The sequence below is a fragment of the Acinetobacter tandoii DSM 14970 = CIP 107469 genome (assembly GCF_000400735.1).
Taxonomy (GTDB): Bacteria; Pseudomonadota; Gammaproteobacteria; order Pseudomonadales; family Moraxellaceae; genus Acinetobacter; species Acinetobacter tandoii.
Window position 1 is genome coordinate 231,678 of sequence record NZ_KE007365.1, and the last position, 17,267, is coordinate 248,944.

The 17,267-nt window shown below is 36.4% G+C and carries 7 protein-coding genes and 4 pseudogenes; 3 read left to right on the plus strand and 8 right to left on the minus strand.

The genetic code is table 11. The annotated features are described in order from the left end of the window. Positions 1–85: 85 nt before the first annotated feature. The 4 genes and pseudogenes from I593_RS19930 to mnmG form a co-directional block, all read right to left on the minus strand. Positions 86–609, minus strand: a pseudogene (locus tag I593_RS19930) (IS5 family transposase); the annotation flags it as partial. A 313-nt stretch (positions 610–922) separates the two neighbouring features. Beyond that, a complete protein-coding gene (gene mhpT, locus I593_RS05025; RefSeq protein ID WP_016166490.1) occupies positions 923–2,137 on the minus strand; it encodes a 3-(3-hydroxy-phenyl)propionate transporter MhpT in 1,215 nt (404 codons plus the stop codon). A 268-nt stretch (positions 2,138–2,405) separates the two neighbouring features. After that, a complete protein-coding gene (locus I593_RS05030; RefSeq protein ID WP_016166491.1) occupies positions 2,406–4,214 on the minus strand; it encodes a tetratricopeptide repeat protein in 1,809 nt (602 codons plus the stop codon). Positions 4,215–4,309: 95 nt separating this feature from the next. After that, positions 4,310–6,190: a tRNA uridine-5-carboxymethylaminomethyl(34) synthesis enzyme MnmG gene (mnmG, locus tag I593_RS05035; RefSeq protein ID WP_016166492.1), complete on the minus strand. Its 1,881-nt coding sequence runs from the start codon at positions 6,188–6,190 to the stop codon at positions 4,310–4,312. 264 nt (positions 6,191–6,454) lie between these two features. On the opposite strand from mnmG, the gene I593_RS05040 reads away from it, so the two are divergent. Beyond that, a complete protein-coding gene (locus tag I593_RS05040) occupies positions 6,455–6,799 on the plus strand; it encodes a hypothetical protein (protein ID WP_016166493.1) in 345 nt (114 codons plus the stop codon). Between the two features lie 454 nt (positions 6,800–7,253). Next, positions 7,254–7,905 (plus strand): annotated as a pseudogene (locus tag I593_RS05045) (transposase). A 270-nt stretch (positions 7,906–8,175) separates the two neighbouring features. Here I593_RS05045 and I593_RS05050 read toward each other — a convergent pair. Next, a pseudogene (locus tag I593_RS05050) lies at positions 8,176–9,004 on the minus strand (hypothetical protein). 393 nt (positions 9,005–9,397) lie between these two features. Between I593_RS05050 and I593_RS05055 the strand changes: the two are divergent. Beyond that, positions 9,398–10,330: an IS5 family transposase gene (locus tag I593_RS05055; RefSeq protein WP_035309773.1), complete on the plus strand. Its 933-nt coding sequence runs from the start codon at positions 9,398–9,400 to the stop codon at positions 10,328–10,330. Positions 10,331–10,385: 55 nt separating this feature from the next. Here the strand turns inward: I593_RS05055 and I593_RS05060 are convergent. From I593_RS05060 to I593_RS19935, 3 genes and pseudogenes are all read right to left on the minus strand, one after another. After that, positions 10,386–12,011: pseudogene (locus tag I593_RS05060) on the minus strand (RHS repeat-associated core domain-containing protein); the annotation flags it as partial. 45 nt (positions 12,012–12,056) lie between these two features. Next, positions 12,057–12,431, minus strand: coding sequence for a hypothetical protein (locus tag I593_RS05065; protein ID WP_016166499.1), 375 nt, complete (start codon positions 12,429–12,431; stop codon positions 12,057–12,059). A gap of 21 nt (positions 12,432–12,452) precedes the next feature. Then, the gene (locus I593_RS19935) at positions 12,453–17,261 is read right to left on the minus strand and encodes an RHS repeat-associated core domain-containing protein (protein ID WP_016166500.1); all 4,809 of its coding nucleotides are present in this window, start codon (positions 17,259–17,261) and stop codon (positions 12,453–12,455) included. Positions 17,262–17,267: the final 6 nt, after the last annotated feature.

The following is a 17,267-nucleotide window of genomic DNA, read 5'->3' on the forward strand; positions in this document are numbered from 1 at the left end:
ATTCTCCAAGCCAGATTAAAGGAAATTTTTTTAAATCAAATCATTAGGGTCTGTTGACATTTCATAATGTTAACCAAATAAATATAAGTATGTTGTATTTCTTTGGAATATTCGCTGTTGTGGATGTTCTTTCTATTTCCTCTCTCAAAGCTTTCGAGTCACATCCCTTATCAGCGCTAAGAACATCGGTATCTGTTAAGTCTATTTTATCAACCAATGTAAGAGCAACTTTCACATCATGAGTTGTGCCATCATGAGTAAGAAATTGAATTGGGTTCCCATTTTAATCTATAGCTAAATGGATTTTAGTACTGTTTCCACCGATGCTCCTTGAAATAGCTTGATCCTTGAGTCCTGTAACATGTTGATGTGCTCGAATATGGCTAGCATCAATAAATACCTATTCTAGATCAGCATGTTTTGAAAATAACTTAAATATTTTTAATAGCTTATTATCTTTAGACCATCGGATGAATCGTTTAAACCATCATATTGGATTTACCAAATGATTCAGTTATATCCCTCCAAGGACATAAGATAAATACCAAAATTATGGACAATAGATTTCAGCTTTAACCAGTGTTGATCAATCAGCATTGGTTGATGCATAGCGAGAAGTCGATTTGGTTTGGCAATTGAATTTTACTTTCTCGCTATTTTTTTGCACAGTAAATATCAACAGGCCCTAATGCTAAATGAGAACGGTTTTCTCTAATGTAGCAAATTTTGTGCCCTAATTTACCCATATCATTTAAAAAAGTTGATATTTATTACTTTTTGAAACTCAAAATTATTGTTCTAAATTTTTCGAAGCTACGACTAATATTTAACGTTCGACATTAAGGGCTTCGATAAAATGCAAAACGCACAAATGTAAATCATTACACTTATGCGTAGCCCTTTAAGATCGAGATAAAAAATATTATTTTTTCGCTTGCTGAGCTTTAAAACGTGATAATGCAGTGACGGCAATTGCAGAAAGAATAATGCCTGGAGCACTTGCCACCAAAATACCCGTTGTACCTAAACCTAAGGCTAAAATTTTACCCGTCAGTAATGGGCCTGTCATTGCACCTAAGCGTCCTAAAGAGATTGCGCTCCCTACACCTGTGACCTTACCCGCGCCTGAATAAAAGATTGGAGAAATTCCGTAGAGAATAGATTGACCACCTGTAGAGAAAATTCCGCCCAACACCCCTGCTATAATTAATACCGCTACTACTTTACTGGTGAACAGTAAAAATATGGCAATAAATAATCCTGAATAGATAATTACCGCCATCTGCCATAATTTCAAACGATCTAGCAAGTAACCAAAACCCAAGGTTCCAATCACTGCACCCACCTGAAAAACCAGCATCACCAGAAATGCTTGCTGCTTTTCTAAGCCTTGTTCCATCAACAAGTTCGGTAACCAGCTAATTAAAATATAGTTCACCATCAAAGTGAAAAAGAAACTTACCCAGAGTGATAAAGTCTGTTTAAATTTTTGCTGCTGAAATAATACTTCAGTCATTGCAGGGACTGGTGCTAGGTCAGCATTTTCGACAAGCGTTGTTTGCTTCGGTTTATCTTTTAAAATAAATGCCATAAATGGAATGAGGACTAATGGGGTAATCCCACCAATCAAGAACAATGTCTGCCATGGAATATCTTTAAAATAAATCGCAAGCCCTGCCACAAAAATGGCACCTACAGGTAAGCCACAATACATTAAACTGTTTAATTTTCCGCGGTTGGCTTCCGTTGCTTCATCACCCACCACTGAAATCATGGTCGGCATCGCAGCACCTAAACCCAGCCCTGTGAAAAAGCGTGCAAGATATAAAACTTCTACATTCGGTGCGATTGCTGTAATACTAAAAAACACCCCAAAGATCGCAATAGACAGCATCAGGACTTTCTTTTGACCTAAATAATCTGCAACGCGTCCGCCAAAGAATGCGCCAAACAGCATACCAAATACACCTAGGCTAAACACATATCCCATTTGTACTTGATCTAATCCAAAGGTTGCTGCGATTCCTTTTGCTGCAATACCAGGTGCTTGTAAATCGAAACCTTCAAAAAAAGCTACCCAAAAACACAAAAATACGATGAGGAATTTCTGCGTTTTTCCCATGTTTGTTTGAGCCATAATTGATCTCCATCAATAGTTTGCAAGTTGGCTAAAACTTGTGGGGCTATTTTGAAAGGTATCACTGGCGAGAAATAGCACGACAATGGTCGGGATTCATTCACTCTCATTTTTAAATGATTCGGTTATTTAGAGCTAAACCCTTATAAAATGATAGCTAAAAGCTCTTATCAAAATATATAACCTATAAAATACAGTATGTTATACAAATGAAAGCTATTAACTATAATTGTATAGTCAATAACTTTCATGAAGTAGAAATCGGCTTTTATTTTTTCCAAAAAAGCCATTTGTTGCGTTTCGGACGCTTTTGCTCAACACGAACAAGTCCACTCAATGCCTCACTATTCATTTGCTCGTACATTTTTAAATACTCAGGATTTAATTGCCCAGCGATGTATTCTGGATAATATGCTGTTGATGGGGTCCTTAGTGACCGCTCATACCACTTTTCTGCAAGATCTAAATCTGGATTAAAATAAAGTCCATTTTCATACATATATCCAATCTTGCATTCCGCATACGAGTCTTTTTGATCGGCCGCTTTCTGAATCCAATACGCCGCTTCCTCTAAATCTTTTTCGGTATAGAAACCATTTAAATACCAATACCCCACTTGATACTGTGAGGAAGCTTCACCTTTTTGAGCATTAAGTAAAAATAGTTTAAAGAATAATTGCTTGGCTTCATCCATATGCAGAAATGAATCAATCTTTCTGATCTGTTCAGAAATTTGCTCAATTGAATAATCACGCGCATTTTTGAGAACGTGTTGAGCCTGTTGCAGTGGGCTATCTTCGGTAAAGGATGCAAACAGTTGCATCGCCTCCGCTTGCATTGTATCTATACCGTCAATGCGTGCCTCTAGTACAACATTTAAATGTTTTCGAGCCAATTCGAAGTCTTGCTCAACACCTCGCCCTTCTACATACATACGCCCCAAACTTAAATCGGCTGCTATCACTCGCCCAGCGACTTGTTGATACAGCTCAATAGCCATATCTAAATCAAGCGGTATACCTAAACCATGCTCATATTTATCAGCTAAATTATTGATTGCAACTGAATTGCCTAAATCAGCCGATTTTTGATACCAATAGACACATTGCTCATAATCACGTTTTGTGCCAATACCATCTTGATACATCCAAGCTAAATGATAATAAGCATTAGCCAAAACAACTTTTTCAGTTTCAGGAGCCTGAGATGCAATTCGGTGATACAGATATAATGCCTGCCCAGGATGAATCACATGGTCGCTCACCACACCATAATTCGGATAAACTGGATTGACTAAAAAACAGGTTAACCAACCAAAACGATAATAGGCAGCCAATCCCAATGTCGCTGCCCAACAACCCTGTTCGGATGATTGCTCCAAGAGCTGCAAACTTTTCTGTAAATCTTGTTCGGTGCCCTGTGCTCGCGCATAACATCCTGCCAACTGATATAGCGCAATACTATCCATTTTGGATGCGGCTTCTCGATACCAGTTAAAGCTTCCTTCCAAACTTTTTTGTAAAATTCCGCCAATAAATAATTGCTGAGCTAACTGACACATCGCAGGACTATATCCCGACTGTGCAGAGTAACGTAGTAAATCAATATAACGTTGAAAGTCACGTGCTTGATAAGCCTGATCTGCCAAATAATATTGATAAATGCCGTGATACTGTTCTGCTTTCTTCTGAATTATTTGATGAATCAGTTCGCCATGTCCTCTTTCATGTTCAGCAAAATAATCAATACGTGCAACCAAGCCCAAACTTTTAGAAACTTGCTGTAAAGGTAAAAACCATCGTGTAATAGTATAAAGCCCCGGAACATCTGACATTTTCATAATTTCACCAGATGATTCAGGATCATTTGGTCGAACCAAAGCTCTCAACATCTGCATAGGAGACTCAGCTTCAGGAGGCATTAAATTTACCCCCACCAACTCCCCATCATTGGTTTTAGCAACATTCCATACTTTCATAATGGCTTGATCAAATTGATAAAATTCACCATTTTGATTTAACCAAATCACAACATCGCCCTCGCGAATCTCTTCACCATTTTTATATTGTAATGACATTACTTAACCTTATTTTTTTATTGTGCTTTATAGCGCGCTGATTTTACCTAAAAAAAAGCCCGCATAAAGCGGACTTTTTTAATCATTTTCAAAGATTAAGCAGATTTCTTGGTTTGTGCATTCTTACGAATCGTGATCATCACCAGTTGAACTGCTGCTGGTGTCACACCAGGAATACGGCTAGCTTGTGCCAAAGTATCTGGACGTACATCTTTAAGCTTTAAGGTAATTTCACGTGAAAGACCTGAAACAACATCGTAATTAAAATCGGCTGGAATTTTAGTTTCTTCCAGACGCTTCATTTGCGCGACATCTTCATGCTGACGGTTAATATAGCCTTCGTATTTCACCGCAATTTCAATCTGGTCACCTACTTGTTGTGACACTTCAGAACCAGTCAATTCCGCAATTTGGGCAAATGAAATATTTGGACGTTTGAGTAAGTCAATCGCGCTACATTCTTTCGACAAGTCAGCGCCTGTCATTTCAACAAACTTTTTACCCATTGGGTTATTTGGCGCAGCCCAAAGGTGTTGTAAACGACCTGTTTCTTTTTCAACAGCTTCCATTTTTTCGCAGTAAGCAGCCCAACGAACGTCATCCACCAAGCCCATTTCACGACCTACTGGCGTTAAACGCTGATCCGCATTATCTTCACGCAACATCAAACGATATTCTGCACGCGAAGTAAACATACGGTACGGTTCTTTCGTACCCAATGTAATCAAGTCATCAACCAACACGCCCATATACGCTTCATCACGTTTTGGCGTCCATTGTTCCTGATCCCAAGCACGACGCGCAGCGTTCAGACCTGCCAACAAACCTTGTGCACCCGCTTCTTCATAACCTGTCGTACCATTAATCTGACCTGCAAAATACAGGTTGTTAATCGCCTTGGTTTCTAAAGTAAATTTAAGCGCTTGCGGGTTGAAATAGTCATATTCAATCGCATAACCTGGACGCAAAATATGCGCATTTTCCATACCACGAATCGAACGTACCAATTCAAACTGCACATCAAATGGTAAAGAGGTCGAAATACCATTTGGATAAAGCTCATGTGTATCTAAACCTTCAGGCTCTAAGAACACTTGATGTGAATCTTTGTCCGAAAAACGGTGAATTTTATCTTCAATCGATGGACAGTAACGCGGACCTACCCCTTCAATCACACCTGTGTACATTGGTGAACGGTCTAAACCGCCACGAATAATGTCATGAGTTTTTTCATTGGTATGCGTGATATAACAATTGACTTGTTCTGGGTGCATAGATGCATCACCCATAAATGACATCACTGGAGATGGAAAATCACCTGGTTGAGGAGTCATCACAGAAAAATCAACAGAACGTGCATCAATACGTGGTGGTGTACCTGTTTTTAAACGGCCTACTGGCAGATTTAACTCACGTAAACGGTGAGCAAGCGAAATTGATGGTGGATCACCTGCACGACCGCCACTCGATTTTTCTAAACCGACATGGATTACACCGCCTAAGAAGGTTCCCGCCGTCAGTACAACCGTTTTCGCATCAAAACGAATTCCCATTTGAGTCACAACACCTTTTACAGTATCGCCATCAACAATAAGGTCATCTGCTGCTTGCTGGAAAATATCTAGATTGGCTTGGTTTTCCAAAGTTTCGCGAATCGCAGCTTTATAACGTACACGGTCAGCCTGTGCACGTGTAGCACGTACTGCTGCACCTTTGCGTGAGTTCAGAATGCGGAACTGGATACCACCTTTATCGGCAGCCAATGCCATTGCACCACCTAAGGCATCAATTTCACGAACTAAGTGCGATTTACCAATACCGCCAATAGCTGGGTTACAGCTCATCTGCCCTAAAGTCTCAATGTTATGAGTCAGGAGTAAAGTCTGTCGACCCATACGCGCCGCAGCAAGCGCTGCTTCCGTACCTGCGTGACCGCCACCGATAACAATGACATCGTAAACTTTAGGATAATGCATAGTGGTATAGAGAGAAATAAAAAGAATGACAGAGTATTATATCAAATTTTGTTGAGTAAGTTGACTAAGGAACTCAATTTTATTTTCAATAACATTTACTATTGAATGTTGCATATCACTACATAAACACTATTGAATCGTATAATAATTAAGCAATTTAACACAATTTTTCAGCACTATTTACCTGATTTACACTGTTTTATTTTGGCTATTTTTTATTCTATTAAGAAGCAACATGACAAATAAAGGAACAAGGTACACATCATGAATAAAAATATTCTATTCTCTGCTGTTCTCTGCGGTTTATGTTTTGCCCCCATTGCTACTCAAGCAAATGATAAAGTTGAAACCACCTACAATGCCCAAAAATACATGCAGGTTTGTAAAGGGAAAACTCAAGGTGCTCCTGTAAGTTTTGCTTACCGTGGAATTATTTGGAACGGTACTTGTGAACCACAATTCTTTAGTACCCATAAAGCAGTGAAGGGAAATGAATCCGAATTAATGACAGCATGCCAAACCGATATGGCAACCAAATCTGTCATGATCAATGGGATGGAAGTGAAAGGAAAATGTGCTTTAGGTTTCACTGCACCTTATCCTAAATAAATATCAAGTCTCTCAGTATTATTTGACTCTAAGTGGTTGAAGTGTTTCATCTTCGACCACTTTTATTATGAAGTAAGCACTCTTGTTTACTCTTAGTTTTTGTTCAAAAAAATACCAAAACACATAATAAGAACCCAAGAGTCACCTATACAGCTACTTTGATAATAAAATGCATTACCATCTTTTAAAACTAACAAATTTCATCTAAAACAACACCCAAGAAACAATACATCAACGGATGAAAATACGTCATAACTCAAACAAATATAAATATATAAAAACAATTACTTATAAAAAAACCACAAAAATTATTGCTTATTTTTAAAAGAAATACGACCAACATTACGTTCATTATTTTAGTTAACTCGAATCGCGGATAAGAAATTGACTTGAAAAATAAAGGAACTAGAGCCATCAGTTGAGTTACCACACCAAACTTAAAGCTCTAGCCCTAATGTTCAATAGTACCGAATTATTCTGCGTAATCGATGATTTCTTTCTTAAATTTGAAGCAACTTACGGGAAATTTCTCAAACAAAGTCGTCACTCTATAAGAATTCGACCAGCCCAATTGAGTCTCTCAGAAATCAATTTTATCGCCATTTGGTATAAATATACTCATATCAACAATTTCAAAGCATTCTTCTTTTCATTAAAGCAACATCAAAGCCAACTCTTTAAATATTTACCGTGTTACCAACGAATAGTTCATCTCATCGGAGCACATCAATTGGCACTGCATGCTTTACATTTCGCCTTGATGAAAGATTGTCAGTACTGCCTTATCGAATGCACATACAGCAGATATTAAAATGGTTGAACAGTTCGTCAAAGGAATGACTGCCAAACTATATGCTGATCGTGGCTATATTAGTCAAGAATTAAAGAGTAGATTAAAAGTGCAAAGTGTTGATTTAATTACTTATCACTGAAAGAACATGAAATCTATACAGTTATTAAAAGCAGATGAACACCATCTGAAATAACGCAATAAAATAGAAACTTTATTTAGTTTATTGAAAGGTCAATAAAATTTAGTGACGAGTAAAGCGCATAGTATTCATGGATTTCTAAATGGGATTTACGCATCGTTATTCGCATATTAATTAACTCAACGAAATGAGCCAAAAATTCAAATTATGGAACCCTTGGCTTAAACAGGATTCGGGTTATATATAATATTTGCATATTTTTAAAATTAACAAACAACTATACATAATAAGTTAAAAAATGAGGGGGAAAATTACTTTCTCTAAAAAGATTCTATAATGATGTGACTCATCAAATAAAAACATTCAAAATACTATTTAAAAAGTCCTCTCAGAGATCATTAAAATAAAATGATCTCTAAGAGTTTTATATCTTCTGAAATTTAACTAGAGTTCATCACCTAAGCCAAACCCACCAAAAATAGGACTATCATCAGACCCACTTTGTGATGAGCCATTAGTACTAGAGTTTTGTGATCCAGTATCAACACTTGATGTTCCTGAATCTTTATCAGGTGGAGCTCCATCCATTGACGATGGATATGGATCTACAACCAACTGTGTACTTAACGTTTCGCACTGATTTCGTTGTACTGAATCTGAATAAAAAGCGGTTGAATATTCTGCATGATAACTTGCCGTCCAAGTCTGCAAAATATTCGGTAAATTAAAAGCATAATAATATGTTCTTTCTTCATTAGGCTGATATACATTTACCGTTTCGTCATTGAGACAATAATCGCTTTGTGTAATTTTTACTGTTTTACTACCACTTAGCTGGAAAGCAGCCTGACAACTATCTATATATTCATAGACTCGTGTTGGTAGTGTATTTTTTACAGTCACTCGTAATTTAAATTTGATTGGTGGTAAGGTTTTGCTATTCACCCCAAACAAATCTTGCCTATCACCCGCAAAAACAGGGGTTTCGTTATAGTGTTCTATAAACTGTATCGTTCTTTCTACTCCATAACAGTTTTGCACTACAGGATCAGGATAAGCAACAGCATATTCTGCATCATCTTCCATTCTATCTGGTTCAACATCTGGTCGAGGATTTGGAGTCGGGTTTGGAGTTCCGATCGGAATTCCGCTACCAGTCCCAGTTCCCCCTCAGACTCACTCCGACACTAACATTACCATTTTCATCTACGCATCCTGATAAAGCTAAAGTACCTATGAGGATAAGGTGGAATCTTAATTGTGATTGCGACATAAAATTAACTCATATTGACTTTAGATTAATCAAAATCCATACAGAACTATAAAACTTTTTTTAGTCTTAACAAATCCGTAAATCGTAAGAAGGAGCTTTCATTTTCAATAATTAGTAATAATTAGAAAAAGCCCTTTACCGTTTATAAAAGATTATCTCAACTAATTTTTCACTTAGCTATAAGTAGAATCAGCATTTAATGGTTCCCTTAACACTTCTTTAGCTTTGTTTAAAAGTTTGATTAAGTAATCTAAATTGTTTTTGACCTTTTTTAATATCTACAATAGTGAACATAGCTCAAGTAATATAAATTGATTACTCTGTTTATTAGTCATCTGTGGCTTTGTTGCACAAACCTATCTCTAAAGGCTTATTCCACAATATAATTTTCAAATGAATAAGCCTACACCCAAAATGTATCGTACAACCAATTGGTCTTCATATAACCGAGCTCTCATTAATCGTGGAAATATTGCCATTTGGTTTGATCCTACTACGCAATGGTATGCCCCATCAAAAGGCAAACAAGGACGAAATCAAACTTACTCCGATGCAGCTATCCAATGCTGCCTAATGATTAAATCTCTCTTTCGATTGTCTTTACGTATGGTCACTGGCTTTGTTCAAAGTCTCATCCATCTTTGTGGGTTAAATGGGGTAGCGCCAGACTACACTACAATTTGTAGGCGACAACAACGTATTGATATTACGATTAGCTATCAAAAAAGTAGTGAGGGACTACATCTACTTGTCGACTCTACTGGTTTAAAGTTTATAGGTGAAGGTGAATGGAAACGAAAGAAACATCAACCTGAATATCGTCGACAATGGCGCAAACTTCATATTGGTATAGATGCTGAAACACTTCAAATACGGGCAGTTCAGCTCACAACCAACAATGTGAGTGATTCACAGGTGCTTGGTCATTTACTTGCTCAGATTCCAGAAGATGAGAGAGTTGACTCCGTCTATACCGATGGAGCTTATGATACCAAACAGTGCCGAAAGGTCATTGTGGATCGGCAAGCACAAGCAGTGATTCCACCAAGAAAAAATGCGAGGCCATGGAAAGATAAAAAGATGGGCTCACTAGAACGCAATGAGTTGCTTCGAACAGTTAAGCGTTTAGGAAGAACTATTTGGAAGAAATGGTCAGGCTATCATCAGCGAAGTTTGGTTGAAACCAAGATGCATTGCATCAAATTATTGGGGGATAAACTCAGTGCGAGAAATTTTCAAAGCCAAGTCAATGGGATTCATGCACGTGTGGCAGTATTAAATAAATTTACAGACTTAGGCAGACCACATACCCGAGTTGTCACTTAAATTAGAGTAGATATGAGAAATCTTAACTTTTAAATCTTTGTGCAACAAAGCCGTAAAAACTATCTTTTTCATAGATGTAATGCTTGGTCAGTTCCTCTGTGGACTCATAAGCAAGCGTATCGCCATCCCATCCATAAATGACGTTCTGCTCTTGACCAGTATGGTGATGCTTACTCCGCTTTTGAATACGGCGGCCTAATGCATCATAGCGATATTCTGCCATATATTGACTATTACGGCTCTTCACCATACGGCCATAGACATCCCACTCAAGGTTTAAATCACCTTGACTCGTTTTTTGTCTTACGAGTTGTCCATAAGCATCATATTGGTATTGTTGACCTAGATATTCTTTAACGACGTTATTAACTAAACGGTTATAACCATAGTCTTTTTCTTCAGCACTTTGTGAATGGCTTTGAGCCTTCTGACTATGATACGAATCTATAATATTACTGGCAGGGTCAAAGTTAAACGTTTCTTTTCCAAGTTTACTGCTCGCTTCAAGTAAACGCCCTACAGGATCGTACTTATAGGCAATATTGTCACGGCGTGTATCTCGAATTGCCGTTAGCTCTCCTGTTTTGTCATATTGATAAAGACGCTGCACCAGTTGACTGGTCTGCTCTAATGCATTGTTGTGCGGCTTATATTGGTTTTGATAGCCATTTTCATGTTCACTCAGCATCATTTGGCTTTTCAAACGACCTGCCAAGTCATATTGCTGCTCTTGACTCACTCCATTCGCATAGTGACGTGCAATTTCTCGGTGTAAATCATCACGCTCAAAGCTAACTAGGTCTTGACCATTTACGATTAAACTTTGTACATGACCGCTACCATAGGTCAACCAGTCAATAATCTGCCCGTCTGGACGAGTTGTTTTGATTCGATCATTAATTTCATCATATTGGTGTTTCCACACCGCGGTTTTATTGATTTTATAATCTTGCTGGTGTTCTTGTACTAAATTGCCAGCCGCATCATAAAACCATTGTAAATTGCTTTAAGCATTTTTAGCTTGAATGATTCGCCCCATATAATCATAGGCAAATTCTTCAGTCTGTTTTTCTTCGAGTTCTAAACCATAGCGACCATAACCCGCAGTACGCTGTTCTAAACGCCCCATACTGTCAAAAATAAATTGTTGAATTCGGTCTTTCGGTGCAGCTCGGTCTTTTAGGTCTTGTCCATAAGCAGATGCGACTTCAATACTGGTTGCCAGTTGGCCCGAATTTTCATCATAGTGGTATACCGTTTCCTTACCATCAAAGTCGACTTCTTTAATTAAACGCCCACCAAGGTCATAAAAAAATTGATAACTTGCACCATTTTCATTAATGAGTCGGGTTAGACGTCCCAATCGATCCCATTTATATTTTAATTTGTGGTTTAAAGCGTCTGTACGAGACAGAATTAAACCCGCCTCATCATATTTGAGTGACTTACTTCCACCTTTAACATCTGTAATGGAAGTGACTAAGCCCATGGCATTGTAAGCATAAGCAGTTTCATGCTTAAGTGGATCAATTTCTTTGATCAGGTTTCCAGAACCATCATATTGCTTAAACCAACGTCCCTGTTCGGCATCAACCATACCAGTGAGTTGATTTTTTTCATCATATTCAAAATAACTTGTCGCACCATCATCTTGAGTTGTAGTCAAAATATTAGAATGTTTCTAAAAAAATAAAAGCCTAGTTAAACTACTAAGCTTTTAAATTAATTAATTTTCATCCAAATATTCGATAAATTTTTTCTTAAAAAAATTAAGCCACTCATGATCTTCTTTTAGATCAGTTTCATAATCTACTGTTAAAAGAAAGACTTTTAACCTTAAAAAAATATAATATTTATCTTCTTTATAATTATAACTATCTATCTCCTTCCAATTACTTTCATTAAGCTCATTAAATATATTTAATATTTCTTTTTTATCAGAAATATTAAACAGTCTTTCACTCATTAAATCTAAAAAACTATTAATATAAATTTCCAAATTTTGATAACAATCTAAAAAATTCAATGCTTCATAGTTACTATAATTACTCGTTAAACCCAATATTTTTAAGGATTTTTCTACTATATCAACATTTCTCATTTAACTGCTCGCTTTGAAATCCTAATAATCGTATTTTACACCAAGATGGTCTAGTGCACCTTGACATGAACGACATGTTTTTTTAGGAGTTCCATGTCCTTTACCTGAATTACCTATATTCACAGCACAACAATGTCCACCTGATATCGAACCATTATTTGTACTATCTTCTAATGCTTGATTCGCACAAGATATTTCGCCACAGTATCCATGCCATTTTTCTCTTTTATTTACAGGAACACTGTCTAAAGCTTCTTGAACTTTTGGATGCATGGTTCCAATATTACCACTAACACCAGTATAGACTTTTCCATTTACTGTTAATTGAGCTGCAGCACCTTGATTTTTACCACTCGCTAAAGCTATATCAGCTGCATCTTTTACATTGTGTGCACCTGATCCTAAGCGTTTATTTAATCCCAAAGGATCAATCCAATTTACTGGATTTGGTGCATATGCATACACATTATCTCCACCCAATAACCCAATAGGATCTTTGGAAATAAAACGCCCTACATATGGTGAATAATAACGATAACGGTTGTAATGAAGCCCTGTTTCTTGGTCGAAATATTGCCCTTGAAAACGGATATTATTACTGATGATCTCAGAGTCTTCAAAGAAGTTAGATTTAGCTTTTTCAGCTTTACACTCACCCCAAGCCTTATATTCGGCTTTCCAAATAATTGCACCTGTATGGTCGGTCATTTCTTGTGGTGTACCCAAATGGTCACAGTGGTAGAACCATACATCATCAAAGCCTTTACTTTGCTTGGTGATTTTCCATAGTGGATCACGATGTACACTATATGGTTTATCTGACCAATCAGGTGTTTGATGTAATTCAATAGGGCTTTGATAGACAGCTTGTAGCATTGGTACAAAGCTGTCTTTTTCGTAAATGTAATGCTTGGTGACTTGTTCTGTCGATTCATAAGCCAATGTGTCACCATCCCATCCATAGATGATGTTATGTTCAGCACCTGTATAGTGGTGCTTACTAAGTTTTTGAATCCGACGACCTAAAGCGTCATAACGATAAACAGTTGTATATTGAGCATTATGGCTATGTACTAATCTCCCTGATGCGTCCCATTCTAAAATTAAATCACCTTGACTTGATTTTTGCCGAGTGAGCTGACCATAAGCATCATACTGATATTGCTGATCAAGATACTCTTGAACCACGTTATTAACAAGTCGATTATAACCATAGCGTTTTTCTTCAACTGTTTGAGAATCGCTTTGGTTTTTATTTTTATTATATTGATCGATAATATTATTTGCTGGGTCAAAATCAAACGTTTCTTTGCCTAATTTACCATTCGCCTCTAGCAATCTGCCTAAAGGATCATACTTATAACTGATACTTCCTCTTCGAGTATCCTTAATATCTGTTAACTGTCCTGTTCTATCATACTTGTATAAACGCTGGACTAGTTTTTGCGAATCTTTAAGTGCATTATTTTGTTGTTTAATCGATGACTGATAGCCAAACTCATGATCACGAATAACTTGCTGCTGAACTAATCGCCCCATTACATCATAATGTTGCTCTTGACTAATCCCATTAGCATAGTGACGGATGCTTTCTCTGTGTAGATCATCTCTTTCAAAACTGACAATGTCTTGACCATTGACAATCAAACTTTGTGCATGAGCGCTTCCATAGGTAAGCCAATCTATATTTTGACCATCGGGACGTATTGTTTGAATCCGATCATTAATTTCGTCGTAGCCATGTTTCCAAACGGCAGTAGTTTTAGCTATAAAATCTTCATGATGTTCAATGTTCAAATTTCCGACAGGGTCATAAAAGAATTTCAGTTGACTTTCAGCGTTCTTCGCTAAAATAAGCCTCCCATGTGAATCATATGCAAACTCTTCAATTAATTGTTGTTCTAATTCATGTTCGATTGATCCAAAACCGATTTTACGTTGCTCTAGTCGTCCATTAATGTCAAATTCGAATAGCTGAACTCTATCTTTACCTGAAACCACTTTTTCTACTGTACTTAGCAACTCACCAGTTGAATAACGATAATTATATTCGGTATTTTTTCCATCAAAATCTATTTCTTTAACTAAACGACCAACTTTGTCATAAAAAAACTCATATTTTGCTCCATTCTCATTAAATAAATTTTTCAACCGACCAAGTAAATCCCATTCATATTTCAATTTATGATTATTAGCATCAATTTTTTCAACAATAAGCCCTGCTTCATTATATTTGTATTGAGTAACTTGATTATTTGAATCTTCAAAAACCAATACACGCCCTTCTGCATCATGTATATATTTTACAACCGTGCCATCTGGAGATTTTATAGTTTCTAATTGACCATTTGCATTGCGTAATAAACTACTATCTTCATGATTTTCGACTGAGTAAAAATATTCAGTTTTATGACCTAAAGCATTTTCACTGCAAACTAATCTTCCATCATTATCATATACCCATTTACTCGACTTACCTGAGCAATCCGTAAATTCCACAAGATTTCCAGCACTATCATACTGTAAGGTTTTAACTCCATTTTTTGCATCAGTAATACTTATTGGCAAACCGGATTCATTGTAGTTGTATTTTATCTCTCGTTTAAGCGGATCAATTTCTTTTATTATGTTTCCTTTTTGATCATATTCTCGGAACCATCGACCACCATTCGCATCAGAAATTGCAACTGGTTGGTTTTTTTCATCGTATGCAATCATGATTATCGAGCCATCTGGTTGAATCTTTTTAACTAAATTTCCAGATTCATCATATTCAAAACAAGTTACTGCACCGTTAGGTTCAAAATGCTTAGTAATTCTTTTTGCATGGTCGCGGTAAAACCACTCCTCTAAGCCTGACGCATATTCAATTGATGTCGTGTATCCATCAATGTCATAATTGTGGACCGTTTCTGCTCCTGTAATATCTTTTACAGTTGTAGATCTAAAACGATTTGACCAAGTTAAAGTAACCTCAAAGCTCCCATCATCTGCCCACTCTCTAAAAGCTCTAGAAAGATACGAAGTACCATCCCAAGCTAAATTCATTCCACGTCCAGTTAAATCTGAATAATAAGTAATTAAATGGTTTGAATATTTATATCGATGAGATGCTCCATATTCATTTATCGCTTCCGTTAAATTTCCATTAATGTCATATTGATATTCAGCTAGTTTTTTAAATAATTGATTATCTTTAATTAACCATAACTTATTTATTAATCCATTTTTACTCAACTCACAAGCAATATGGAATAACTCCTTATCACCTTGCTTAAGCACTATATCTGAGATTAAGGTTTTATCATAACCAGCTTTATTTTTTATTTTATGGTCATAACGTACTCCTAAAGAAAATCCCTTCGGATATTGAATAGCACTTAAACGGAATCTTTTTAAATCCTTTTCAAAATAATAAACTGTTTCATCTCTACGAATTATTACTATAGTATTTTCATCAATCATTTTGATTGAAAAATTTTCAATTTCCAGATGATATTTCTGCCCAATTTTCATATCAGGTAAATTTATAGATCGCGCATTTTCATCAATAAATTGCCACTTCTTTTTATTCTTATGATGTTGAACAATTTGTATAGTCCATGGCAACACCCATCTTGAACCAAACTCGCTTTCATCAAGCTGAACTAAATTTGAAGCATATTTTCGACTAACATTTATGCCTAATATATTGTTTAATCGCGCATCTAAATGCTTAATAGACTCATAACCTAGTGCAAAGTTAATACTAGAACCTGTATCTACAGGTGCAGGACAATTCAAGCATGAATTTGGAGTTGTATCTTCATGTGTTTTTTTCTGCCCTGGAACAACCTCACTAGGGTTTTGCCCGTGTTGATTATGGACTTGCCCCGTTTGATTTGCAGGAACATTCCCACCTTTTCTTTTACTTTTTCTTCCGGCTAAACCAGCTGCAAATACTTCAACATACCACGCAATACTTTCGGCATTTTTAGCGTCCCCCATAAACTTTACTTTGTTTATTAATTCAGTTTTCAATTTATTTAATTTTGGTAATTGTTCACGTAAAATTTGTTTTATGTCTTCTGGTAATGCAATTTGCCATGTTGATTTAAATGTATTAACACTAAAGTTTTTATAATAGCTTCCTAAATATTTAAAAAAATTACGCACTGGCTTTTTAGGTTCATACCAACCAGCTATGTCTTTTTCCATATCTGCATTTATATTTTTTACAAAATCACTTGCTGGTTTATTGGCGATATCATCAATACCTTGTATTAATCCTGAAATTAGCTCATCACCTTTTTTTGCAACTTCATCTAACCATGTCGGTAATTTTACTTTTGCCTCGTTTACAAAGCCTTCTAAACTTCCAGCTGCAAAAAACCAAAGATCATTTTCAATTAGATTAAAAATAATTTCAGGTAAATCAACCTCATTTTTATTTAGGCTACTTTTAGCTAATACTTTTTTTTGCTTTTGAACTGCTTTAGAAACTTTCCCTATAGTGACTCTAAATGGGGCTATTGCAGATCCCATCGCGGGTACGATACCTAAAATAGAAATACATAACAAAACCCAATCTAAATTTTCTACTTCAAAATCTCTTTCAATAAAATCAACCATTACTGATACAGTACTAGCTGCTGCAATAACATTACCAACGACAGGTACAACACTAGCAACTGTTTCAAGTCTGTCTAACGTTATATATCCATCACTAATTTTCCTTAACCAAGCATCGAAATCATTTGCAAGATTTACCCCATCCTCTTCAATAGCTTCAGCAGTTACAACGATTGTTGCTAATTGAACAGGTTCATTATTATTTTCAATATCACTCATGTCTAG